The sequence below is a fragment of the Enterococcus italicus DSM 15952 genome (genome assembly GCF_000185365.1).
In the GTDB taxonomy this organism is placed as follows: Bacteria; Bacillota; Bacilli; order Lactobacillales; family Enterococcaceae; genus Enterococcus_G; species Enterococcus_G italicus.
Genome location: NZ_GL622241.1, coordinates 1,531,143 through 1,553,934 on the forward strand (window position 1 = coordinate 1,531,143; position 22,792 = coordinate 1,553,934).

At 39.8% G+C, this 22,792-nt stretch carries 18 protein-coding genes and 1 pseudogene; 4 read left to right on the forward strand and 15 right to left on the reverse strand.

Annotated features, from left to right (window positions below; genetic code table 11):
- The first annotated feature begins 126 nt into the window (after positions 1-126).
- The 4 genes from HMPREF9088_RS07115 (at position 127) to HMPREF9088_RS12080 (ending at position 3,978) form a co-directional block, all read left to right on the forward strand.
- Complete coding sequence (locus HMPREF9088_RS07115) at positions 127-882, forward strand: DeoR/GlpR family DNA-binding transcription regulator (RefSeq protein ID WP_007208509.1); 756 nt, start codon at positions 127-129, stop codon at positions 880-882.
- Positions 879-1,796, forward strand: a complete 918-nt coding sequence (gene pfkB, locus HMPREF9088_RS07120; protein WP_007208510.1) for a 1-phosphofructokinase — start codon at positions 879-881, stop codon at positions 1,794-1,796. Before HMPREF9088_RS07115 ends, pfkB begins: the two co-directional genes overlap by 4 nt.
- Positions 1,797-1,807: 11 nt before the next feature.
- A complete protein-coding gene (locus HMPREF9088_RS07125; protein WP_007208511.1) occupies positions 1,808-3,739 on the forward strand; it encodes a PTS fructose transporter subunit IIABC in 1,932 nt (643 codons plus the stop codon).
- A gap of 80 nt (positions 3,740-3,819) precedes the next feature.
- Positions 3,820-3,978, forward strand: coding sequence for an SPJ_0845 family protein (locus tag HMPREF9088_RS12080; RefSeq protein ID WP_007208512.1), 159 nt, complete (start codon positions 3,820-3,822; stop codon positions 3,976-3,978).
- Between the two features lie 125 nt (positions 3,979-4,103).
- Here HMPREF9088_RS12080 and yihA read toward each other — a convergent pair whose 3' ends face one another.
- From yihA to nifJ, 15 genes and pseudogenes are all read right to left on the reverse strand, one after another.
- Positions 4,104-4,697, reverse strand: coding sequence for a ribosome biogenesis GTP-binding protein YihA/YsxC (gene yihA / locus HMPREF9088_RS07130; RefSeq protein WP_040366752.1), 594 nt, complete (start codon positions 4,695-4,697; stop codon positions 4,104-4,106).
- 149 nt (positions 4,698-4,846) lie between these two features.
- Positions 4,847-6,097, reverse strand: a complete 1,251-nt coding sequence (gene clpX, locus HMPREF9088_RS07135; protein ID WP_007208514.1) for an ATP-dependent Clp protease ATP-binding subunit ClpX — start codon at positions 6,095-6,097, stop codon at positions 4,847-4,849.
- 147 nt (positions 6,098-6,244) lie between these two features.
- Positions 6,245-7,525 (reverse strand): trigger factor, encoded by a 1,281-nt coding sequence (tig, locus tag HMPREF9088_RS07140; protein WP_007208515.1) that lies wholly within the window; start codon positions 7,523-7,525, stop codon positions 6,245-6,247.
- A gap of 120 nt (positions 7,526-7,645) precedes the next feature.
- Complete coding sequence (locus HMPREF9088_RS07145; RefSeq protein WP_007208516.1) at positions 7,646-8,578, reverse strand: hypothetical protein; 933 nt, start codon at positions 8,576-8,578, stop codon at positions 7,646-7,648.
- Positions 8,571-9,236: an RDD family protein gene (locus HMPREF9088_RS07150; protein ID WP_007208517.1), complete on the reverse strand. Its 666-nt coding sequence runs from the start codon at positions 9,234-9,236 to the stop codon at positions 8,571-8,573. The genes HMPREF9088_RS07145 and HMPREF9088_RS07150 overlap by 8 nt, the downstream gene beginning before the upstream one ends.
- Positions 9,237-9,238: 2 nt before the next feature.
- Positions 9,239-10,270 (reverse strand): signal peptide peptidase SppA, encoded by a 1,032-nt coding sequence (sppA, locus tag HMPREF9088_RS07155; RefSeq protein WP_007208518.1) that lies wholly within the window; start codon positions 10,268-10,270, stop codon positions 9,239-9,241.
- 18 nt (positions 10,271-10,288) lie between these two features.
- Entirely contained in the window at positions 10,289-10,573 is a 285-nt protein-coding gene (locus HMPREF9088_RS07160; protein ID WP_007208519.1) for a hypothetical protein, read from the reverse strand.
- 26 nt (positions 10,574-10,599) lie between these two features.
- Positions 10,600-12,621 carry a penicillin-binding protein PBP4(5) gene (pbp4, locus tag HMPREF9088_RS07165; RefSeq protein WP_007208520.1) on the reverse strand — a complete coding sequence of 674 codons (2,022 nt, stop codon included), beginning with the start codon at positions 12,619-12,621 and terminating at the stop codon, positions 10,600-10,602.
- A 59-nt stretch (positions 12,622-12,680) separates the two neighbouring features.
- The gene (gene glmM / locus HMPREF9088_RS07170; protein WP_007208521.1) at positions 12,681-14,039 is read right to left on the reverse strand and encodes a phosphoglucosamine mutase; all 1,359 of its coding nucleotides are present in this window, start codon (positions 14,037-14,039) and stop codon (positions 12,681-12,683) included.
- Between the two features lie 23 nt (positions 14,040-14,062).
- A complete protein-coding gene (locus tag HMPREF9088_RS07175) occupies positions 14,063-15,169 on the reverse strand; it encodes a CdaR family protein (protein WP_007208522.1) in 1,107 nt (368 codons plus the stop codon).
- 1 nt (position 15,170) lies between these two features.
- Positions 15,171-16,063 (reverse strand): annotated as a pseudogene (gene cdaA / locus HMPREF9088_RS07180) (diadenylate cyclase CdaA).
- 166 nt (positions 16,064-16,229) lie between these two features.
- Positions 16,230-17,549, reverse strand: a complete 1,320-nt coding sequence (locus HMPREF9088_RS07185; RefSeq protein WP_007208526.1) for an ABC superfamily ATP-binding cassette transporter permease/protein — start codon at positions 17,547-17,549, stop codon at positions 16,230-16,232.
- On the reverse strand, positions 17,539-18,435 hold the full coding sequence (locus HMPREF9088_RS07190) for an ATP-binding cassette domain-containing protein (RefSeq protein ID WP_007208527.1): 897 nt from the start codon (positions 18,433-18,435) through the stop codon (positions 17,539-17,541). The genes HMPREF9088_RS07185 and HMPREF9088_RS07190 overlap by 11 nt, the downstream gene beginning before the upstream one ends.
- On the reverse strand, positions 18,425-18,805 hold the full coding sequence (locus tag HMPREF9088_RS07195; protein WP_007208528.1) for a GntR family transcriptional regulator: 381 nt from the start codon (positions 18,803-18,805) through the stop codon (positions 18,425-18,427). Before HMPREF9088_RS07195 ends, HMPREF9088_RS07190 begins: the two co-directional genes overlap by 11 nt.
- 247 nt (positions 18,806-19,052) lie before the next feature.
- Positions 19,053-22,730: a pyruvate:ferredoxin (flavodoxin) oxidoreductase gene (nifJ, locus tag HMPREF9088_RS07200; RefSeq protein WP_211205555.1), complete on the reverse strand. Its 3,678-nt coding sequence runs from the start codon at positions 22,728-22,730 to the stop codon at positions 19,053-19,055.
- Between the last annotated feature and the right edge of the window lie 62 nt (positions 22,731-22,792).

Here is a 22,792-nt window from a genome sequence, read left to right on the forward strand (position 1 = left end):
TCAGTATTCAAAGTGAGCCATTGTGCAATGGTTCACTTTTTTGGATGTTTTTGACTGTTTTTTATTGTTTTTGATTGATTTCTGTCAAAAGCTATGCTAGACTATGCGATGAAGAGGTGATTGAAAATGCTTACAGAAGAACGACATCGCCGCATATTGTCCTATTTAACTTCGACTGAGATTGTCACGATCAATGATTTGATGACTCCGCTAAACGCCTCCGAGTCAACCATTCGACGAGACTTGCAAACGCTGGAGAATCAAGGCTTGCTTGTCCGTATTCATGGCGGTGCAAAACGGATTCATCAGCTGGCGTTCGAAGCAGAGATGAGTGAAAAAATAAAAACATACTTGAATGAAAAACAAACCATTGCTAAGTATGCTGCCTCACTGATTCGTCCGGATGATATCATTTATTTAGATGCGGGGACTACGACGCTTGCTATGATCCCCTTCTTACCGACCGATTATCGGCTAAAAGTAGTGACTAATTCAGTCAAGCATGCTTCTTTATTAATTGATCGACAGATTCCCACTGTCATTCTCGGTGGTCAAATTAAGCTGACGACCAATGCAGTTCTTGGCACATCTCCTGCTAATCAATTAGAACGCTATCGTTTTAACCAATCCTTTATTGGCATCAATGGCATTCATTTAGTTGCCGGATACACCACCCCCGACACGGAAGAAGGATTGCTGAAAAGAATTGGACTTAAGAATAGTCAGCATAGTTACATATTAGCCGACCATTCTAAATTTCAACAAATTACGTTTACACAAGTTGGTACGTTAGCCGAAGCATGCATCATCACCGACTATTGTCCAGCCGATCTTAAAAAGAAATTTTTGCAAAAGACAACACTTAAGGAGGCAAACAAATGATTTACACAATGACACTCAATCCATCCATCGATTACATTGTTCATGTCGATGACTTGAAAATGGGCGATGTTAACCGAATGACTTCGGATTTTAAATTACCTGGTGGAAAAGGGATTAATGTCTCTCGTATTCTTAAAAGAATTGATTCTGACTCTGTCGCATTAGGATTTGTTGGTGGCTTTACTGGCACCTTCATTGAAAATTGGTTAAAAGAGGAAAAGATCGCCACTGATTTTACAAAAGTCTCTGATGATACCCGGATTAATGTAAAATTAAAAGCTGGCGAAGAAACCGAAATTAACGGTGCTGGTCCACAACTAACAAATGAAGAAACACAATCTTTAAAAGAAACACTTAGCAAAGTCCAAGCCGGTGATATTGTCGTTCTATCTGGAAGCACACCCAAAAGCTTACGAGCTGGTTTTTATGAGGAACTTATCCAAATCATCAAAGATAAAGACGCGGAATTCGTGATTGATACAACGGGAGCTGACTTACTTTCTTCTCTTCCATCTCGACCTGTCTTGGTGAAACCAAACAACCATGAACTAGCTGACTTGTACCACACTAGTTTTGAATCAACGGAAGACATCTATCCGTACGCACAAAAACTTTTAGATGAAGGTGCACAAAACGTTATTATTTCAATGGCTGGCGATGGTGCTTTACTATTTTGTAAAGAAGGTATTTATCAATCAAATGTATTAAAACGTACCCTTAAAAATTCCGTTGGTGCGGGTGATTCAATGATTGCTGGTTTTATCGGCCATTATGCAAAAACAAAAAATTCAGTTGAAGCATTCAAGTGGGGCGTTGCCTGTGGTAGTGCTACTGCTTTTTCAGATGATTTAGCAACAGCTGCATTTATTGAAGAATTATTACCAGAAGTTACAATTCAAAAAGTTGACTTATAGGAGGAAAGACGATGAAGATCAATGATTTATTAGTAAAAGATGCAATGATCATGGATTTGCAAGCAACAGAAAAACGTCCAGCAATTGACGAAATGGTTCAAAAATTATACGACACAGGTCGAATCAGCGACATCGCTGTTTTTAAAGAAGGTATTTTAAATCGTGAAGCGCAAACTTCGACTGGTTTAGGTGACGGTATCGCAATGCCTCATGCAAAAAATGCAGCGGTTAAAGAAGCGACTGTCCTTTTTGCAAAGAGCAAACATGGTGTGGATTACGAGGCACTTGATGGCCAACCAACATACCTATTCTTTATGATTGCCGCTCCAGAAGGCGCAAACGATACTCACCTTCAAGCACTTGCTGCCCTTTCTCGCCAATTAATTGATCCAGATTTCGTTGGGAAATTAAAACAAGCAGATTCTCCTGAGCAAGTACAATCTTTGTTTGCTGAAGCTGAAAATGCCCGTGAAGAAGAAGAAAAAGCAGAAGCTCTAGCGGAAGCTAAGGCAGCATCTGAGACTGTCAAAGTTAATGAACGCCCTTACGTAGTCGCTGTTACTGCCTGCCCTACCGGAATTGCTCACACCTACATGGCTGAAGATGCACTGAAAAAGAAAGCCAAAGAATTAGGGATTGATATCAAAGTTGAAACAAATGGTTCTGAAGGCATCAAACACCGCTTAACAGCTGAAGATATCGAACGTGCGACAGCTGTCATTGTCGCTGCTGACAAAAAAGTTGAAATGAATCGTTTTGATGGTAAAAAATTATTGAACCGCCCAGTAAGTGACGGTATCCGCAAAACTGAAGAACTACTAAACTTAGCAGTCGAAGGAAAAGCTCCTGTATTCCACGCAGAAGGTTCTGCTGATTCTAGCGATGAAGAAGCTGCTGCTGGTTCAGTCGGACAACAAATCTACAAAAACTTAATGAATGGTGTATCACATATGTTACCATTCGTTATCGCTGGTGGGATCATGATTGCCTTATCATTCATGATTGACCAATTTATCGGTGTTCCACATGATCAATTAAGCAAACTAGGTAGTTACAATACTGTCACAGGTTACTTTAACCAAATTGGTGCCGCTGCATTTGGCTTTATGCTTCCTGTTTTAGCAGGATTTATTGCTTCAAGTATCGCTGACCGCCCTGGATTAATTGTCGGTTTTGCTGCAGGTGCCTTAGCCAATACTGGTGGTGCTGGATTCCTTGGTGCCTTGATTGGTGGTTTCCTTGGTGGGTATGTTGTAGTCTTCTTGAAAAAAATTCTTAAAGGCTTACCAAAATCATTAGAAGGAATCAAAACCATTCTCTTCTATCCTTTCTTTGGTTTATTAATTACTGGTTTCTTGATGTTAGTAGTCAATGTTCCGATGAAAGTCATTAACGATGGTTTAAATGGTTTCTTAAGTGGTATGAGCGGAACAAACGCTGCGCTACTTGGTGTAATACTTGGTGGAATGATGGCGGTCGACTTAGGTGGACCAGTCAACAAAGCGGCTTATGTTTTCGGTACAGGTACACTTGCTAGCACAGTAGCTTCAGGTGGTTCAGTAGTGATGGCTTCTGTTATGGCAGGGGGGATGGTTCCTCCATTAGCAATCTTTGTTGCAACACGTTTGTTCAAAAAGAAATTCGATAAGAGCCAAGTTGATGCTGGTTTAACCAATATCGTCATGGGATTATCATTCGTATCTGAAGGTGCAATTCCATTTGCTGCCGCTGATCCACTACGCGCTATCCCAAGTTTCATCGTAGGTTCAGCCTTAACTGGTGGACTTGTAGGGGCATTTGAAATCAAATTGCTTGCACCACACGGCGGAATTTTTGTTATTCCTTTAGTTAGCCAACCAATCTTGTACTTAGTATTTATCTTAATTGGTGCTATTGTTTCAGGTGTCATTTACGGATTATTAAAAAAAGATGTAACAAAATAATAAGTTAAAAGAGGACGATTCAGTCCTCTTTTTATTTTCAGATAGTCGTGGTAAACTAGGTCTACTGGAGGGTGATTCCTATGGGTTTAAAATTCCAATATGATGATACATTAGATCGTCGTTTTGATGACTTTGCTATTTTACCAGATGAATTGACAAGAACTAAAAAAGACGAAGTCGATATCGAACGGTTTTTGAAGACAAAAGACGATGACGAAGAACAAAAAGAAGAAAAATAATTAGGAGACTGAGATGAAATTACTCAGCTACAGACAAAAAGACCAGCAAGTCCGAAAGTTTTTTTCAAACTTTGGATTTGCTGGTCTTTTTGTAGTAGAAAGCATCATCAGTCAGTGCTCTTGTGTTAGGCTTGATAGCCTATTGCCTTTTCGATTGCATTCCAGGCTAGTTGCTTGCCATCTTTCGTAACTGATGAGAAGAGAATAAAGGTATCCTCTTTTTCAAAGGTCATCGCCTTTTTAATCATGCTTTCATGCTTGTTCCATTTTCCTCTTGGAATTTTGTCGATTTTTGTGGCAACCACAATCACAGGAATGTCATAATACTTTAAAAATTGGTACATTTGAACATCTTCGACTGATGGCTCATGTCGAAAATCAACTAATGAGACCACTGCTTTTAGCTGGCTCCGCTGCGTCAAATAAGTTTCAATCATTTTCCCCCATTTTGCTCGTTCGGTTTTAGATACTTTTGCATAGCCGTAACCAGGTACATCGACAAAATGCAAAACATCTTCAATATTATAAAAATTAAGTGTCTGTGTTTTACCGGGTTTTGAAGAGGTGCGTGCTAAGTTTTTTCGTTCAATCAAGGTATTAATAAAGGATGATTTCCCTACATTTGATCGTCCAGCAAGCGCGATTTCCGGTAACTCTGACTCTGGATATTGTGCAGGTGACACAGCACTAATCACGATGTCTGCGTGGTGTACTTTCATATTCAATCCTCCGTTTGTAATAAAAAACCGGACAAAGCCAAGTGAAATGACCAACCTAGTAGTACTTTTGTACATTTCCTAGACTAAATACGACTTCCACTTTCTTGTCCGGATGCTTTTACCATAAATTTTTCAGCGGTCCTACCAAATTACCCTGCTTTTTTTTCGGCATAGATAATGGTTGGCTTTTCCGTTTCTAAAGCTGCTTCTTTCGTGATGATTACTTTCTCGATTTCCTCTTGAGATGGCACTTCAAACATAATGTCCATCATGATTTCTTCAATAATCGAACGCAGGCCACGTGCTCCTGTATTTCGCTCGATGGCTTTTTGTGCAATCGCCCGTAATGCATCATCTTCAAACACTAATTCCGTCTCATCTAATGACAATAACTTTTTGTATTGCTTAACTAATGCATTTTTTGGTTCAGTCAAAATACGTACTAAGTCATCGACCGTTAATTTATCGAGTGCTGCCATTACAGGTAAGCGACCTATAAACTCTGGAATTAGCCCAAATTTTAAGAGATCCTCTGGAATAATATATTTCATTGTGCTTTCTTTTTCTGGTAATTTGCGGTTGTTGCTACCAAAACCAATCGTTTTTTCACCCATCCGGTTTTTCACGATTGTTTCAATCCCGTCAAATGCTCCACCTACGATAAAGAGAATATTCGTCGTATCAAGCTGAATCATTTCTTGATGTGGATGTTTTCTTCCACCTTGAGGAGGTACATTTGCAATGGTACCTTCCAAAATCTTCAATAATGCTTGTTGGACACCCTCACCTGATACATCACGCGTGATAGAAACATTTTCACCCTTACGAGCAATCTTATCAATTTCATCGATATAGATAATACCATTTTGCGCATATTCTACATCAAAGTCAGCTGCCTGTAATAATTTCAAAAGAATATTTTCAACATCTTCGCCCACGTAACCAGCTTCTGTTAAGCTTGTCGCATCTGCGATTGCAAATGGTACATTTAAGCTTTTAGCTAAGGTCTGCGCCAAGAAGGTCTTTCCAGAGCCTGTTGGTCCAATTAGACAGATGTTACTCTTTTGTAACTCAACGTCTTCTTCCTCTCCAGACTTATCTAGGTTAGCTGAAATACGCTTGTAATGATTATAGACTGCCACCGATAGAGCTTTCTTCGCGCGATCTTGCCCAATTACATATTCGTTCAAGATTTTTAGTAATTCTTGTGGCTTAGGAACATCTAGGAATTCATGAATGGCTTCGTCTGTCAATTCTTCTTCGATGATTTCACGACAAAGTTCAATACACTCATCACAAATATAGACACCTGGCCCAGCAACTAATTTTCGCACTTCTTCTTGCGCTTTGCCACAGAAGGAACATCTCACTGCATCATTGGTATTTTTGTTATCGTACAATACGTTCACCCCTTATGGTTCTAAAAGATTTCATTATATTATCATAGCATATTTCTTTTGAAAAGAAAAAATCTTATCTTAATTTGATAGAATCTTTAAAAAAAACTGTTCAATAGTAATTATTGAACAGTTTTCTGATTCAAAGACTTATGCTTCAACTGCAGTTGATGTAACTAAATCAACTGCTTTTTTCATTGTAACATCATGTTTTAACATATCTTCTGTCAATACACGTTTGATTTGAGCTTCTGGCATGTTGTATGCTTCAGAAAGTTCTTTAATTTCATTAGCAATTTCTTCTTCTGTAGCTTCTAAGCCTTCTGCTTTAGCAATTGCTTCAATAACAAGGTTTGTTTTCACACGTTCGTCAGCTTCGCCTTCGAATTGTTTGTGTAGATCTTCCTCAGTTGAACCAGTTAATTGGTAATACATTTGAGGGTCGATTCCTTGACGTTGCATGTTGTTTAAGAATTCATCCATCGCACGGTGCACTTCATCGTGAACCATTACGTGTGGTAATTCAACGATTTCAGCATTGGCAACTGCTTGTTTGATTGCAGCTTCTTCAACAGCTTCTTTGGCAGCCTTTTCTTTACCCTCTGTTAATTCTGTGCGGTATTTTTCTTTCAATTCAGCTAAAGATGATACTGAATCATCAACATCTTTTGCAAATTCATCATCTAATTCAGGAAGCTCTTTTCCTTTTACTTCATGAACGGTAACTTTGAAGACTGCTTCTTTACCAGCTAAATCTTCTGCTTGGTATTCTTCAGGGAAAGTTACTTTCACATCTAATGAATCGCCAGCTTTTGAACCAACTAATTGATCTTCAAAACCTGGAATAAATGAATGTGAACCTAATTCTAATGAGTAGTTGTCGCCTTTTCCGCCTTCAAATGCTTCATCATTTACGAAACCTTCAAAATCGATTACGACTGTGTCGCCTTCAGCAGCAGCGTCTTCTTTGATCACTAGTTCAGCTTGTTGTTCTTGAACAGCTTTCAAACGATTTTCAACGTCTTCTTCTGTCACTTCACGGTCTTGTTTTGCAACTGTTAAGTTTTTGTATTCACCTAATTTTACTTCAGGTTTTACAGTTACTTCAGCTTCGATTGTCCATGCTTCACCTTTTTCCATTGATTTTACATCAATTTTTGGTTGAGATACGGGATCGATACCAGCTTCTAATACTGCAGCTTCATAAGCTGTAGGTAATACAGCGTTCAATGCATCTTCATACAAAGCTTCTTCACCGTACATTCTGTTAAATACTGTACGTGATACTTTCCCTTTACGGAATCCAGGAACGTTTAATTGTCCCTTCACTTTGTTAAATGCTGTTGTTAACCCTTTTTGAATTTCTTCATTTGCAATTGAAAAGGTCAATACACCATCATTGGTGCCTTTTTTTTCCCATTTTGCAGTCATGTAATTCCCTCCGAATATCTAAGTATATTGTTATATGAAATAGTTTCATGCATACCTTTAAATAGTACACTACCAACATCAAATTGTAAACATATTGAGCAAAAAGTAGTGGAAAAATTCTTATTTTAAAGCATTTTCAAAGTATGTTTGAATGCGACGTTTCTTTTCCGCAATTCCTTGCCGATACTGTCGTTGAGCTGAATCGACTGGCTCTTTGATTTGAATCAAGTCAGCTAGGTAAACGGCAACCCAATCATCTACCTCCTCTTCTTTCGGTAAGAATGGGAAACAGTAAGCAAAATGCCCCAGAAGTTCCTGATAGACCATTTCCTGTAGCACAGAGTCTTTGGCTAATCGTTTTGATAAAGATTCTTGCAAGATTTGTGGTAATGGTGAATCCTCTAATAGTTGCAGCTCAGCAAAAGCTACCGGTCTCACCTGATCACCGTCATAAACCAGGTGGGTACCGCGTTCACCAGTCTTTACTAAGATTTCACAGATTCTGGCAATAACTGAACTATTTGTCGGTTCTTGGATTGCTGATATCGCTATTAGTCGGAACTGATTTGCTGTCAGACCAATCAGCCATTTCGTAAATGCCGTAGAATGAACGTAAAAATCCGGTGCTAAAAATTGTTTGAGCTGTTCTGTTTTTTCTAGCAGATATTGCTCGCTTTGGTTACCTAGTAGTGCTTCCATCTCAAGCAGGAGCTGTGTTTCTTCAAGGACGTCAATTTCCTTAGCCACTGGATACAAAAACACCCAGGCTTGAATAAATTGCTGATTCATCAGTAGCAATTGCACATAAAAGATTCTAGTTTCCTTTATTTTTCGGTAGTCTGTCATCATTTCTTTGGCAACTTGCAACGCTTGTAAATGGTTGCCCTGTAGAAAATACGCCTGAGCTAGCAATTGATTATACCCCATTAATGATTCCTTCTCATAATGGGCTATCAAGAAGCTGATCGCCTCTGGATAATCTTTTTGAGCTATGAGTTGGTTGGCTTGTTGAATTGCTCGTTGATAGGAATCCGCAAATGATTCTTTATTCATTTTGCATCGACTTCCCAATATGAATGTGCGCAGTCTCAGGTGCAGAAAGTACTTCCTGTTGGTGAGTGAACGCAGATAAAGTTGCTAAAGAAATGACTGATGTCTGGCTAATATAATCACCGATTTGTTGTTTTTTCTTTGATCCGATGATAGGCAGATAACCAAGCAGTCCCAATCCTGGAAAACTTAAAATAAAACGCCCAATTCCTTCACGCATCAAGACTGTTTGCCAGCTAAGTTGTTCTTCTTCTAACGATACGACGCGAATTCCAAAAATCATCTTCCCTACAGTTTGACCGTAATTGCATTTTGTCATGAGAATAAAATAGCCATAATAAATGACAGCAGCGAGCAGGCCATAAACACTGAGTAATGAATCCGATTGTTCGACCAGCTGAAACCGAACCAAAAAACCAATCGTAGCCACTGAGATTGCTCGTACACATAGTAGATCAATGAAAAAGGCCCACATCCGAATCCAAAATCCTTCAAAGAAATATGCTGGAAATAGTTGCTCCGTCTTTTGGTTACCTGGTTGAAGATTGGACCAATTGCTTTGGGCTTCTCGCAATGATTCTTCTGTTAAAGGTTGGGGCTTACGTCTATTGACGAGTTGTTGATAAAAATCATTATGTGAATCAGATTGTTTTTCTGTCATAGCTATTCACCTCCGTAAAAATACATTGGTTTTGGCGCTTGTGGTGTACCGATGCTTTCGACAATCGATAGTACACGTGAGCTTTCAGACTGCTTTAATCCTTGCAATTCTGCCAATGATGAACCAAGCCAACTAGAAGCAAACCCTGTAGCAGAAACAGCATACTCAAATACCTCTGCATTCTCAAGTTTGTTGTCTTTCTTCAAAGCGGCTAACGTATCATCTTGATAGCCAATTTCATCAACTAAACCATTTTTCACTGCTTGACTGCCGTCATAAATACGACCATCAGCGAGTGTTTTCACGGCATCGACCGATAGATTACGACCATTCGCCACCACATCGACAAAACGACCGTACGCACTATCGATGTAGGCTTGCATAACTGCTTTGTCTTCGTCTGTTGCTGGGCGGACCGAGGAGTTCATATCTTTTAGCGCACCGCTTTTGTATGTTTGATCAGTCACTCCTAATTTTTCCAACAGCCCACTGTAATTCAAGTTAGAGGCAATGACACCGATTGATCCAGTAATCGTTTCGTTGGTCGCAAAAATTTTGTCTGCAGAAGCTGAAATATAGTAGCCTCCACTTGCTGCCATACTTTTCATCGATACGTAGAGGATTTTGCCTTTTTGTTGTACTTTGGCAATTTCTTTGGCAATTTCCGCACTCTCGTATACCCCGCCACCTGGTGAATTAACGACTAATAAGACCCCTTTAATGCTATCATCCTCTTGAATTGCCTTCAGTTCACTCAGCAATTGTTGATGGTTGTATCCTTCAGAACTAAATAAACTTGTCGATTCACCTGTATCAGAAATAGTACCGTCTACGGTCAGTTGAACAATTCGTTTGTCACTATCTCCTTGCTCAATCACCGATTCCTCTAAGTCTCCTGACCCATATAGCAGTTGTTCCACACTTGAAAGTTTTGACTCATTTGTTTCCTCTTCTTTTTTTAGGCTACTTGTTACGACTGATAATCCCAATAACGCAACCGCAATCCCTATCCCAATCCATCTTCTTTTATTCATAACTTCCCCCTTAGTTTATTAATAAAATTGTTCGATAACAATCACTGTTTCCTTTTCCCCGATTGTTTCTTGTATATGCTGCTTTTCTTCTCGGACAAATCCGCCATATTGCTCCTTGGTCAAGACATCTTCAATTTGAAAGGGAAACGCCGAGATGACTTTCAGTGCGTCAGCGTTCACTTCTTGCAAGCTGTCCCAACCAGTATCAATAAATACTTTGGTATCATTTCTCACTCCTCTTTGATCAAGTTCCGTAATGATTTTTTTCAGTTGACCAAACGTCATCGTTTCTAATTGTTCCATCTAATTCTCCTTTTTCATCAGTCACATTATTGATAGGTGTTGTTTAAATAAGTTAATAGTGAGTCGACGTGCTTAATTGCTGTCCAATCGCCAGTGCTTCCTTCAAACATCGTTAGCGTCAAATAGTTATGATTTGCGTAATCATACGTAAATAAGAAGCTATTTTCAGATCCTGTCGTGTCATCTTGACTTTGTTTTACTTCCGCTGTGCCTGTTTTTGCTGCAACATCAATTCCCAGACTGTTTAAACTATATCCAAAAGCATTTGGATCTGTGACATATGCTCGTAAATCCGGTCCAATAATATTGACTGCGTTCGAGCTAACTACATTCGCTTTGGTTTTCGTTTCCGCATTAAGCAATAATTTCGGATAAACCAGTGTACCGGCATTGGCAAAGACCGAATACATCGTTGCTTGTTGAATTGGACTAATTAATAGCTGACCCTGTCCATAGCCTGTGTCGGCCAGTAAGACTTCTGTCGCGAAGCTATCTTCATTTGAGATTTGGGCAGGTTCCATCGATAATGGCAAATCCAATTCTTCACCAAAGATAAATTTACTTAACCCTTCACGGAATTTCGTTTCACCCATTTTTAAGGTTTGTTGGGCAAAGTAGATATTATCCGAATAAATTAAGCCATCATATAGATTGACTGGATTGGTTTCTTTCACACGAGTGACTTTATAAGATCCCCAGGAACTATCTTTTTGCCACTGTAAACCCGATATAGCCAACTCTTCACTTGGATCGAGTGTACCTGCATCAATGCCAATCGCTCCAGTGATAGATTTAAACGTCGAACCTGGTGCATATCGTGTGGTGTAGCGACTGACAAATGGGGTATTGCCGCTATCTACATAGGCTTGATATTCTTCTGAAGTAATTCCATTAGCCATCTTATTTGGATTAAAACTAGGGGAACTAACTAATGCCAATAAGTCACCCGTCGTCGGCATCGTGACAACCGAGGCTCCTTTTTGACCACCTAGACTTTCGTAGGCAATCTTTTGAGCATTGGCATCAATCGTCAGGGTGATCGTTTCACCATCTTTTTTGTCTTTTTTTAGAAGGACTGATTTTTCGTTCCCATTTTCATCAGTAATTGTCAGGTTACCACCATCCGTCCCTCTTAGCTGCTCATCATATGTCGCTTCTAGCCCTGAACGGCCGATGGATTCACCAGCGACTAGACTGCTGTCCTTTTCGATATCTTCAGCAGTCACATCACCGACGTAACCAATTAATTGAGCTGCGGCTTCACTAAGCGGGTAGTAACGACCAGCAACTTGCTGAATACTCGCCCCAGTCGGCAAGGTACTTGGTACATCATCATACAAGATGGTCAATGGTACGAAGGTATCGTCTGTTACCCAACTTTGATCTAGAGCTGTTTGAATGGCATCTGTAGTCAGATCAAATTGGCTCGCAATGGCTTGGATAGCTTGTGTCTTTTGGTCACCTGTCCCAAGTTTGCTAGGAATTACTCCTAACTGATTCAATTCCTGATTCACAGCTAAGCCCTGATTGTTACGATCAAGTATTTCACCTCTTGTCGCATAGTCTGTCGTAATCGCTACCTTATCTTGACCTTCCATACCAGGGAAAATCAAATTTGGCTGCCAATCAATTTTGTAAGTATCACCAGTCTTTTTTAGTGTTCCTTCATATTTTACATTCTTTAATTCTCCGATATCCGTTGAAAAGGTCAGCATATACTGAAAATTGTACGTATTGGTAGTTTTTTTTGTCACTTTTTGATTTTTTACAGTAACTTTGGAAACACCAATTCCACTGTAGATTGCTTCATATTTCTCTTGAACGCTTTTGTTTGTATAACCAGCAGTCTTTACTGATGACTCACTTAGGACTGAGGATAGGTTTGAAAATTTTTGGTCTGTTAATGCTTTAACAAAACGTGTGACCTGTTTTTTACTTGCTGCTAGATTGTTTTTTTGTTCAATGACTTGATAGGTCAGATACCCTCCGACAGCTATGATTACGAAAATAATTACAGCAATCACATAGCGGATTTTTTTGCTTCGCATCGATGAAATCCTCCTTTTAAAAAAAGGGTGAAAACAATTGTTTTACACCCTCATACTCTTTATTCAGCTAAGCCAATCTCTTCTCTAACGACACTGGCAATTTTTTCTACATAGTAATGAACTAATTCGTCCGTTGGCGCTTCTGCCATTACTCGTAGGAGTGGTTCTGTTCCTGAGGGACGCACCAAGATACGGCCTTCCCCATTCATCTCTTGCTCCGCTTCTTCGATCACTTGTTTGATGCGAGTATTTTCTAAGTAGCCATGTTTATCCGTCACTCGGATATTAACTAATTCTTGTGGGTAAATCGTTAATTCACTGGCTAACTCTGATAATTTTTTGCCTGTTTCTTTCATAACAAGTAGCAATTGGATACCTGAAAGCATCCCATCCCCTGTTGTGTTGTAATCAAGGAAAATCATATGACCCGATTGTTCGCCACCAAAGTTGTAGCCATTTTTACGCATTTCCTCAACGACATAGCGATCACCCACCTTTGTGATGACGTCTTTAAGACCAGCTTCTTCCACCGCTTTATGGAAACCCAAATTACTCATAACCGTAGTAACAATCGTTCCTTGTTTTAGTCGATTCTTTTCTGATAGATATTTGGCACAAATATACATTATTTGGTCACCATCGACAATGTTGCCCAGCTCATCAACTGCAATCACGCGATCGCCATCGCCATCAAAGGCAAGGCCCGCATCGGCTTGTTTTTCAACAACAAATTCAGCCAGTTTTTCAGGATGTGTCGACCCAACACCATCATTAATATTCAGACCATCTGGAGAAGTTCCCATTGTATAAAAATCAGTTTCTAAGTCAGCAAATAGTCGATTGACACTGGATGCTGTTGCGCCATTTGCCGCATCTATACATACAGTTAAGCCTGATAAGTCTCCAGGGATGGTCTGTTGTAAAAATTGCGAGTACTTTAATAGGCCTTCCGGGTATTCATCAACAGTCCCTAGACCCTCGGCTGCTGGTCTTGGTAAGGTATCTTGTACTTGATCCAATAATGCTTCAATCTCTGCTTCTTGATCATCTACTAATTTAAAGCCATCGCTGCCAAAAAACTTAATGCCATTATCTTGAGCAGGATTATGCGATGCTGAAATCATCACTCCGGCACTTGCTTTTTGCAAACGCGTCAGATACGCAACGCCTGGTGTTGAGATTACGCCTAATTGAAACACCTCGATACCTACAGAAAGCAAGCCAGAAATCAGTGCGTATTCTAACAATTGACCTGACATTCTTGTATCGCGACCGACCAATACTCTTGGTCTCTTTTCGCTTGTCTCATGCTGACTTAATACATAGCCACCATATCTTCCTAGTTTGAATGCCAACTCAGGTGTTAGCTCTTTATTTGCTTCGCCTCTAACACCATCAGTTCCAAAATATTTTCCCATAATTTTTTTGTTCCACTCCTATTCTAGTTATCCGAACTCGTCGATTCACTTGATTCACTTGAATTTGTTGATTGTTCGCTACTAGTACTGCCTGACTGTGAACTACTTGATGTACTTGTTTTATCTGTTGTTTCACTAGAATGACTCGTACTACTTGAACTTGTCGATTCGGTCGTTTGCTTCAATGTCGGTACAATCGTCACCAATATTGAAGCTGGATCTGCTGTCACGCCATCTTCGACTGGTACCGCAACTTTCACTTGGGTAAGCTTAGTAATATTGTCGATGTCTACTGGTAAAGAGACGCGATCGATTTGATCTAGCAATGTTTGCGTCCCGGTGACTGTGACAGTATCTTGATCTAATCGATACGTAAGATCTGATACACTACTATCCATTGTTCCTGAAGGTACGACATTAACAGGCACTTCTTTTGTTGGTGCATTCACCTCAATGTTGACAGTTACCTGCTCGGGACTAATGACCGCTGGAAGTTTCTCTCCATTTTTATCGACGGCAACAATTGACGCTTTTGTAGATGTATCTTTGTTTAAATCAGTTAAATGACTTAGTGATGCCTCGACGCTCGTCAGCTCTTTTAAGGTATCTTCCCCTGTCGTGATTTCAACTTCACTAGGTTCGACAGTTATTTTACCTAATTGATACCCATCTTGCAAATGATCCTCTGAAATGGAAGCGGACACTTTAATCGTCTTCGTCACTTTTTTTTCAATTGTGACCGTAATTGACTTGCTTGCCAAAGTTGCTGTCACGCCACTGCTTAAATTTTGGACTTTCAATGCAACTTCATGTGTACCTACCGTTAATTTTGACAAATCCGCAACCACACGAAAGTTCCGTGTTTCTTGATTCTTTTCCGTATTTAATTGTACACGATTGTCGCTCGTTAGCTTAACGGCTACGGTCGTATTAAAGCCTTGAATAAAATATTCATCTGAATCATAGATAGGCTGGATAGTTACATCCTTGACATTCTCTTCATACGTTGTTGATGTAGGGATAATATTTTTTTGCAATGATGAACTATTTGCATTAAAAAATAAAACCAATGTAAATAACAATGCGATGAAACTGTAAAAGAGATTTTTCTTACGAAATTTAACCTTCATCTCACCGATCTCCCTTCTTGCTCAATCGGTTTAATTCTTCGTAAATAGTTTTGTAAAAGGTTTTTTTGCCGCCTTTTTCTTCTTTTGGCACTAATTCCCTTCTTAAAATAGCTAAGTACTCTTCACTTGATAAGTCGACAAGTAATTGGTTGTTTAAGGTAATACTGACACCACCTGTTTCCTCTGAGACGATAAAAGTCACTGCATCACTTACCTCTGAAACACCTACCGCGGCCCGATGTCTAGTACCGAACTCTTTTGGAATCAACGCACTCTCCGATAGTGGCAAATAGGCACAAGCAACACTAATTTTGCCATCCCGGATGATGACGGCACCATCATGAAGTGGCGTATTGGGAATGAAGATGTTAATCAGTAACTCCCCACTAACATCCGCATCTAATGGAATACCGGTTTCGATATACTCTTCTAAGCCTGTGTTACGCTCTATTGTCACTAATGCGCCAATTTTACGCTTGGCCATATATTGAATCGCTTTGTCAAAAGCCAAAATCATTTGCTCGTCTTGTTTTTTTTATTCTTGCTTGGATTAAAGAACGTCGTCCGCCCAAGATGCTCTAGCCCGCGACGAATTTCTGGTTGAAAGATGACGATTGCTGCGATAACTCCATAGGTAATGACTTGATCCATTAGCCAAGAGAGCGTATGTAGACCAATCAGTTCCGCTACGAACCGAGTGGCAATAAACATAGCCACACCTTTAAATAATTGTAATGCCTTCGTCCCTCTAGCTAATTGAATTAGCTTATACAAAATAAACCAAACAACTAGAATATCCAAAATATTTACAAAAAAATTCCACGAAAATATGTCAACTGAGAAAAACTCTTGCCAATGCTCTAAACTAAAAACGTTTGGTAAACTGATAGACATATTCAGCCTCCTCTTACTACTAGACTTGATAGTTTTAGTATAACACAAGGCTTTTTCATTATTTGTTCAAAATGCAATTTTTTCAACAAATCTTAGCATCTCAAAAAAACTTCTTTAAAAACCAACAGACTGATAAAGAGTTGTTGATTTTTAAAGAAGCGTGCTGCTATTTATTCACATGTGCTTTTCTATGATGACGCATCAAAAAATCAAGGATGCGATTGGCATAGTTTACCACAACAAAGACCATGAACATAACTAGGAAAACTAAAACTGCTTGCATGATTTTTCCATCAATGATCATTTGCCGTGTCTCATCCTCAAGTGGATTGATCACAGTACTCATATCCCATGTAGTCGCAAATGCAGTAAATAGACTTGCAAAGATGGTCAATGGCCAGCGGAGTTTTGGCAGGAGAATAAATTGATTTCGATTTTCAAAACTAATCTTTTGGTAAAGAACAACCGTCACCTGATAAAGAAAAGCAATCAACAGTATGATTCCTAAACAAATGATCGCCCATGCCTGATAGCTTGGATACAAACTAAAAAGATTCACACTATAATAATAGTCACTTCCACTAATATCTTTAAAGGATAGATAGTACAAATATGTCTGCAAATTTTCACTAATGAAAGAGAGCCCTAAAAGAAACCCAATCAACGAAATAACACCCGTCACTAGTTGTCCGCATATGACTCCTGCTAAGAGTGAGATATAGTAAAGCAAGAGGCCAATCACGATCATTACCCCATGAAACGCAATCAAATAAAAAAATGAAATATTGATGTATTCATGCGGAATGCGCAAGTAAATAATACTGAGATTGATAACCGTGGCTACGATTGCTGAGAGTAATATAGCCATTGTACCAAGCGCAATTTTTGTTTGAATGATTTTTTTATTGGAAAATCTCGAGGATCTGAGTAACAAAACAAAGTTCGTCTTATAGTCGACAAAGCAATTAATGAAGCCTGCTATAATAAAGAACAAAAAGAATCCTCTGAATATATATTGACTCAAATCGCCGTTACCAATCAGAAAATAGCCTGAATTTAAAATATCTTGAGCACCGACGATTTGTGTCGTCTTATTCTCTTTATGTTTAACAATCGTCGTTTTTTGGAACAACTGCTCGGTCTGAGAACTTGAATAATAGGAATCGTCGATCTTATAGCGATGCGTTGATTGATCAAAAGTCACTTGATCAATGCTCGTTACAGAATTGACATATTGCCAAAATTTTTGTGAATCCCCATATTCTTCATATTTTTGATTCAGCTCATCTTCTAATTGTGCTTGTGCTCTTTTCGCTGCCTGTTGATCTTCAATTGCTTCTGTACTGTTATTATATATATGATTGGATTGCCAAATACTCGTTTGTCTAATACCTAATGATAAGCCAAATAAACAAAACAACAAACCAATACTAACCAGCGCGAGCTTTTCACGCTTCCAAATCAATGCTAGTAATTCACTTTTCATTGGTAATTTCCTCCTTAGCAATCGTCCTATCCGAGAAGACTTCAATAAATAGATCCTCTAATGACACTGGTAGCTCCTCCATCAAAACAGGGTCTAATGATAACAACTGGTTCGCTAACTCGTTCGTGTACTTCTTAAATACCACAACTACCACTCGTCCCTGAATACTTAAGATTGTTCCTTGTTGTTTGATTAGATCGGGTACGGCTTTTTGACGGAAGACAAATTGCCATTTTTTGGTCACTGCTTTTTGGTCTTCTAAATGTAAAGTTTGTGTGATTGTGCCATCTTTGAAAAAAGATACTTGATCCGCTAGTTTTTCTAGTTCTGCTAAATTATGTGAGGAAATAATAATGGATCTATCTCCATCATTGACAACATCTAATAGTAAATCCGTGGCTTGTTTGCGAACGATGACGTCTAATCCATCGAGAGGCTCATCTAGAATTAAGTAATCACAATTCGAACAGCAACTAAGAATCACTAGCAGCAGCCCTTGCATCCCTTTCGAATATTTTTGAAATCTTCGTGGCGGCAAATTGTGCGTTCGCAAAAGGTCATGATACATTGGGATATCAAACGAAGGATAAAGCAATTGAAAATAGTCACCGATACTGACAGGTGTCAGGTAATCTAACGGATGAAACTGCGTATCAATGTAAAAAATCTTTTCTTTGTACCTTTCATAAAGCGCAATATCGTTTCTTTCGATGAGTACCTCGCCACTATCTTTTTGGTAATGCCCCATTATAGTTCGAAAGAGGGTTGTTTTACCGGAACCATTGCGTCCGACAATTCCACAAATGACGCCTTTCGGAACTGTTAATTGAATATTAGATAATACTTGATTGCTATCAATTTTTTTATTTAGTCCTTTAATTATCATTGTAAATCCTCCTTAGCTCCTCATTTACCCATGCTTCAATCGTAGCAGCAGAGATGGCAGCATAGTGTGCTTCTACGATCCACTCGTTCAGCTGCTTACGCAATTTTTCTTCGTTTTTTATTGTGCTCCCGCGATTGACCTGTTCTTTGACGAACGTACCTTTGCCTCGTATCGTGACAATTACATCTTGGTTTTCCAATTCTTTATAGGCCTTGCTAATTGTATTCGGATTAATTCCCAACAGCTGTGCCTGTTCCCTGACTGAAGGGATTTTGTCACCAACTACATAGATTCCTTGCAAGATATCTTTTTTGATACCCATCATAATTTGCTCATAGATGGGCTTTGGGTCATTGGCATCAAAATACATGGACTCCCTCCTTTACGACAAACAATCCTTATGTGTACTATTATACACAGTACACTTGGATAGTCAAATAAAAAAAGGGATTGTGGGAAAAATTCTCACACTCCCTTTACAGAATAGAATCGGTATTCCAAAAGCAGATCACTCGGCTCTATGTCTTAAACTTTCTAAAATTTGAAAACCAATTTTCGAAAGTTTCGCCTTATCGCTCGGATCTATACGCTTTTGTCATAACCTTGTTGTACTTCATCTAATTTTTTTCTTTTTTTGTTTCTTGGCGTTTGGCTTGTCTTTCTGCGCGTCGTGCTAGTCTCCTTGCCTCTGCTTCTGGATCAACTAGGCGTTCTTTTCTTTCACGGACAGGTCGCTGGCTAGTATCATCAGTCACTTGGGTTTGCGACTGATTCAATACTTTTTCGCGAATTTTTTCTCCTTGACCGCTCATATCGGCATAGGCAATGAACCGCGTCTGTGCATCCGTGACTGTTTTGGCAAACAATTGCTCGGCCACTGCTGGAAATTGTTTTTCTAATGAAGAGAAACGGACTTGGCTTCTTAAAAAGGCTGGCATCAAGCTGAAGTCAGGTTTCTTATAATCTAGTGTCAGGTCGGCTTTTCCTTTTTCAAGGTTGTCTGGATGGTAACGGTACAAGGACCAATAACCTGACTGGACAGCATCTTTGGCCTCTTGTAGGCTTTTACGCATGCCGCCAGCTAACCCATGAGTAATACATGGCGTGTACGCAATAATCAACGATGGACCAGGGAATTTTTCTGCCTCTTCGAATGCTTTGATTGTTTGCATCGCATTCGCGCCGGAAGAAATTTGAGCAACATAGACATTGCCATAAGTCATCGCCATCCGGCCAAGGTCTTTTTTGGACATGTACTTGCCACCAGCCGCAAACTTGGCAATTGCTGCCATTGGTGTGGCTTTTGATACTTGTCCGCCTGTGTTAGAATACACTTCATTATCTAAAACAAGTAAGTTCACATCAGCTCCTGAAGCTAACACATGGTCGATACCACCATAACCAATGTCATAAGCCCAGCCGTCGCCACCAATCATCCATTGGCTTGTCTTAACAAACAACTCTTTTTCCTCAATCAATGCAGCGAACGCTGGTACGGACTCTTTTTCAGCTTCTAGTACGGCAGCAAGCTTTTTCGCTCTTTGCTGCGTTCCTTCACTTTCATTGCGATGCGCCATCCAATCTTCTAACAATTCTTTGGCTTCAGGTGAACCCAACTCTTTGACGGTGTTCATTTTGACTGCCAGTGCATCTCTGCGTGCTTGATTGGCTAAAAACATCCCGTAACCATACTCCGCGTTATCCTCTAATAAGGAATTAGACCACGCTGGCCCCTCTCCTAAGGCATTAGTTGTATACGGTGTTACAGGTGCTGCTCCACCCCAGATTGATGAACAGCCGGTTGCATTGGCAATCATCATCCGGTCACCAAACATTTGCGTCAGTAATTTGACATACGGCGTTTCACCACAGCCAGCACAAGCACCAGAAAATTCGAGCAATGGTTTCTCAAATTGGGTGCCTAATAGGGTGCCTGGGCGAGCTGGATTTTCTTTTTCTTTTAACGTCATTGCAAAAGCCCAGTTAATAGCTTGTTCTTTTTGTTCTCCATATGGCTTCATTTCCAATGCTTTTCCTTTTGCAGGACAGGCTTCCACACATAAGCCACAACCAGTACAATCTTCGACCGATACTTGAATCCGATACAACAAGCCATCTTTGCCCCGCATTTCACGGACAATAAATCCCTCAGGTGCTTCTTCCATCTCTTCGCCATTCGCCAAGAACGGACGAATGGCAGCATGCGGACAGACAAAGGCACATTCATTACACATGGTACAGCGGTCACTGATCCACTGCGGTACTTCAAGGGCGATGCCTCTTTTTTCGACCGCAGTCGTACCAAGTGGCATGTCTCCTCTCGTCATCTGATTTTCAACTAATGTACCAACGGATAGTTCATTTCCTTTTTGGGCATTAATTGGTTCAACAATTTCTTTGACATACGTTGATTTGGATGCTTTTTTGATTTCTTTGATTGGCAACGTTCGCCACTCGTTTGGGATTGCTACTTGATGGAGAAGCTCAATCGTGCGATCAATTGCCAAACAGTTTTTTTCGACAATCGACATTGATTTATGGCCATACGCCTTATTAGCTTCATCCTTTAATAGCTGAATGGTCTGCTCAAACGGCAGCGGCTCTGTTAGTTTGAAAAAGGCAGTTTGCATAATCGTATTGATCCGATTGCCTAGCCCAATTTCCATCGCCAGCTGCATGCCATTAATCGTATAGAACTTGGCATTTTTCTCTGCTAATGCTCTTTTTAAGTGACTCGGTAACAACTTCTCTAATTGTGCGTCACTCCAAGTTGTATTCAATAAAAATATTCCGTTATCTTTTAAGCCTGCAATTAAATCATAATTATGAATATAGGCTGGCGTATGACAAGCAATAAAATCAGCATGCTCGATTAAATATGTTGAGCGAATGGGGTTGGGTCCAAAACGAAGATGTGAGACCGTTAATCCACCTGATTTTTTCGAATCATAATAGAAATACCCTTGCACAAAATTTTCTGTTTGGTCGCCAATTAGCTTAATGGCTGCTTTGTTTGCACCAACTGTCCCATCTGAACCAAAGCCCCAAAATTTCGCTTGAAAGGTTGATTGCGGTGTTAAATCTAATTTAGGGTAATTGGCCAACGAAAGATTGGTCACGTCATCTTCAATACCGATCGTAAAGCGTCGTTTTTGGTGTTGTTTTGCTTTTGTTAGCTCATCATAAACGGCTACAATTTGATCAGGTGTCACATCTTTAGAACCTAAGCCATAACGTCCACCAATAATGACAGGGTGGACTGTTGCATCATAAAACGCACTTTGTACGTCGAGTAGCAATGGTTCACCAGATGCACCTGGCTCTTTGGTACGGTCAAGTACAGCGATTGCTTTGACTGTATCAGGAATAGCAGCGAGTACATCTTGCTCTGGGAAAGGGCGATACAAATGAATTTCAAGTACGCCAACTTTTCTTCCGGATTGATTCAAATAATCCACCGTTTGTTCCACAGTCTGAGCTGCTGAGCCCATCAAAACAATCACTTCTGTCGCGTCAGGATCGCCATAGTAATTAACCAAATCATAATTCGTTCCCCGTAGTTGGTTAATTTTTTTCATATACGAACGAACAACATCCCCTACTTGGTTGTAGTATGGATTGATGGTCTCTCTTTGTTGAAAGTGAATATCTGGATTTTGATTTGTCCCACTAACAGTAGGATGTGCTGGATTCATCGCACGTTTTTTAAACTCAGTCACTTTCTCTTGATTCAGCAATCCAGCTAGTTCATCATACTCTAAGACTTCCACTTTTTGAATTTCATGACTCGTACGAAAGCCATCAAAAAAATTCAAAAAAGGCACACTGGATTCAATCGCACTCAAATGAGCCACGGCAGATAGATCCATCACTTCTTGCACACTATTTTCAGCGAGCATAGCGAATCCTGTCTGTCTTGCTGCCATGACGTCTGTATGATCCCCAAAAATATTCAGCGCGTTGGTCGTTACTGCACGACTAGCTACATGCATGACAGCCGGCAATAATTCCCCAGCAATTTTATACATATTTGGTAGCATTAATAACAAGCCTTGTGAGGCAGTATACGTTGTTGTTAAAGCGCCAGTCTTTAATGAACCATGAACTACACCAGCTGCACCAGCTTCTGATTGCATTTCGACCATTTTTACAGGATTACCGAAAATATTTTTCTTTTGATGTGCCGACCATTGATCGACCAACTCTGCCATTGGCGAACTGGGCGTAATCGGGTATATCGCTGCTAAGTCCGTAAATGCATAGGACACATATGCCGCAGCTGTATTGCCATCCATCGTTTTTTTTCTTCTCACACTGTTCATCACCTTTTATTAATCTCTTCTCTTAGTATAATAGA

Bases quoted from the DNA above. Each gene is read 5' to 3' on its own strand.
- HMPREF9088_RS07195 (WP_007208528.1), bottom strand. From the start codon at position 18,805: ATGTATTTTGATGCCAATGACCCAAAGCCCATCTATGAGCAAATTATG.
- HMPREF9088_RS07145 (WP_007208516.1), bottom strand. From the start codon at position 8,578: ATGAATAAAGAATCATTTGCGGATTCCTATCAACGAGCAATTCAACAA.
- HMPREF9088_RS07150 (WP_007208517.1), bottom strand. From the start codon at position 9,236: ATGACAGAAAAACAATCTGATTCACATAATGATTTTTATCAACAACTC.
- yihA (WP_040366752.1), bottom strand. From the start codon at position 4,697: ATGAAAGTACACCACGCAGACATCGTGATTAGTGCTGTGTCACCTGCA.
- HMPREF9088_RS07160 (WP_007208519.1), bottom strand. From the start codon at position 10,573: ATGGAACAATTAGAAACGATGACGTTTGGTCAACTGAAAAAAATCATT.
- nifJ (WP_211205555.1), bottom strand. From the start codon at position 22,730: ATGGATGGCAATACAGCTGCGGCATATGTGTCCTATGCATTTACGGAC.
- tig (WP_007208515.1), bottom strand. From the start codon at position 7,525: ATGACTGCAAAATGGGAAAAAAAAGGCACCAATGATGGTGTATTGACC.
- HMPREF9088_RS07190 (WP_007208527.1), bottom strand. From the start codon at position 18,435: ATGATAATTAAAGGACTAAATAAAAAAATTGATAGCAATCAAGTATTA.
- HMPREF9088_RS12080 (WP_007208512.1), top strand. From the start codon at position 3,820: ATGGGTTTAAAATTCCAATATGATGATACATTAGATCGTCGTTTTGAT.
- glmM (WP_007208521.1), bottom strand. From the start codon at position 14,039: ATGGGAAAATATTTTGGAACTGATGGTGTTAGAGGCGAAGCAAATAAA.
- pbp4 (WP_007208520.1), bottom strand. From the start codon at position 12,621: ATGCGAAGCAAAAAAATCCGCTATGTGATTGCTGTAATTATTTTCGTA.
- HMPREF9088_RS07175 (WP_007208522.1), bottom strand. From the start codon at position 15,169: ATGAAGGTTAAATTTCGTAAGAAAAATCTCTTTTACAGTTTCATCGCA.
- HMPREF9088_RS07115 (WP_007208509.1), top strand. From the start codon at position 127: ATGCTTACAGAAGAACGACATCGCCGCATATTGTCCTATTTAACTTCG.
- pfkB (WP_007208510.1), top strand. From the start codon at position 879: ATGATTTACACAATGACACTCAATCCATCCATCGATTACATTGTTCAT.
- HMPREF9088_RS07125 (WP_007208511.1), top strand. From the start codon at position 1,808: ATGAAGATCAATGATTTATTAGTAAAAGATGCAATGATCATGGATTTG.
- HMPREF9088_RS07185 (WP_007208526.1), bottom strand. From the start codon at position 17,549: ATGAAAAGTGAATTACTAGCATTGATTTGGAAGCGTGAAAAGCTCGCG.
- sppA (WP_007208518.1), bottom strand. From the start codon at position 10,270: ATGAATAAAAGAAGATGGATTGGGATAGGGATTGCGGTTGCGTTATTG.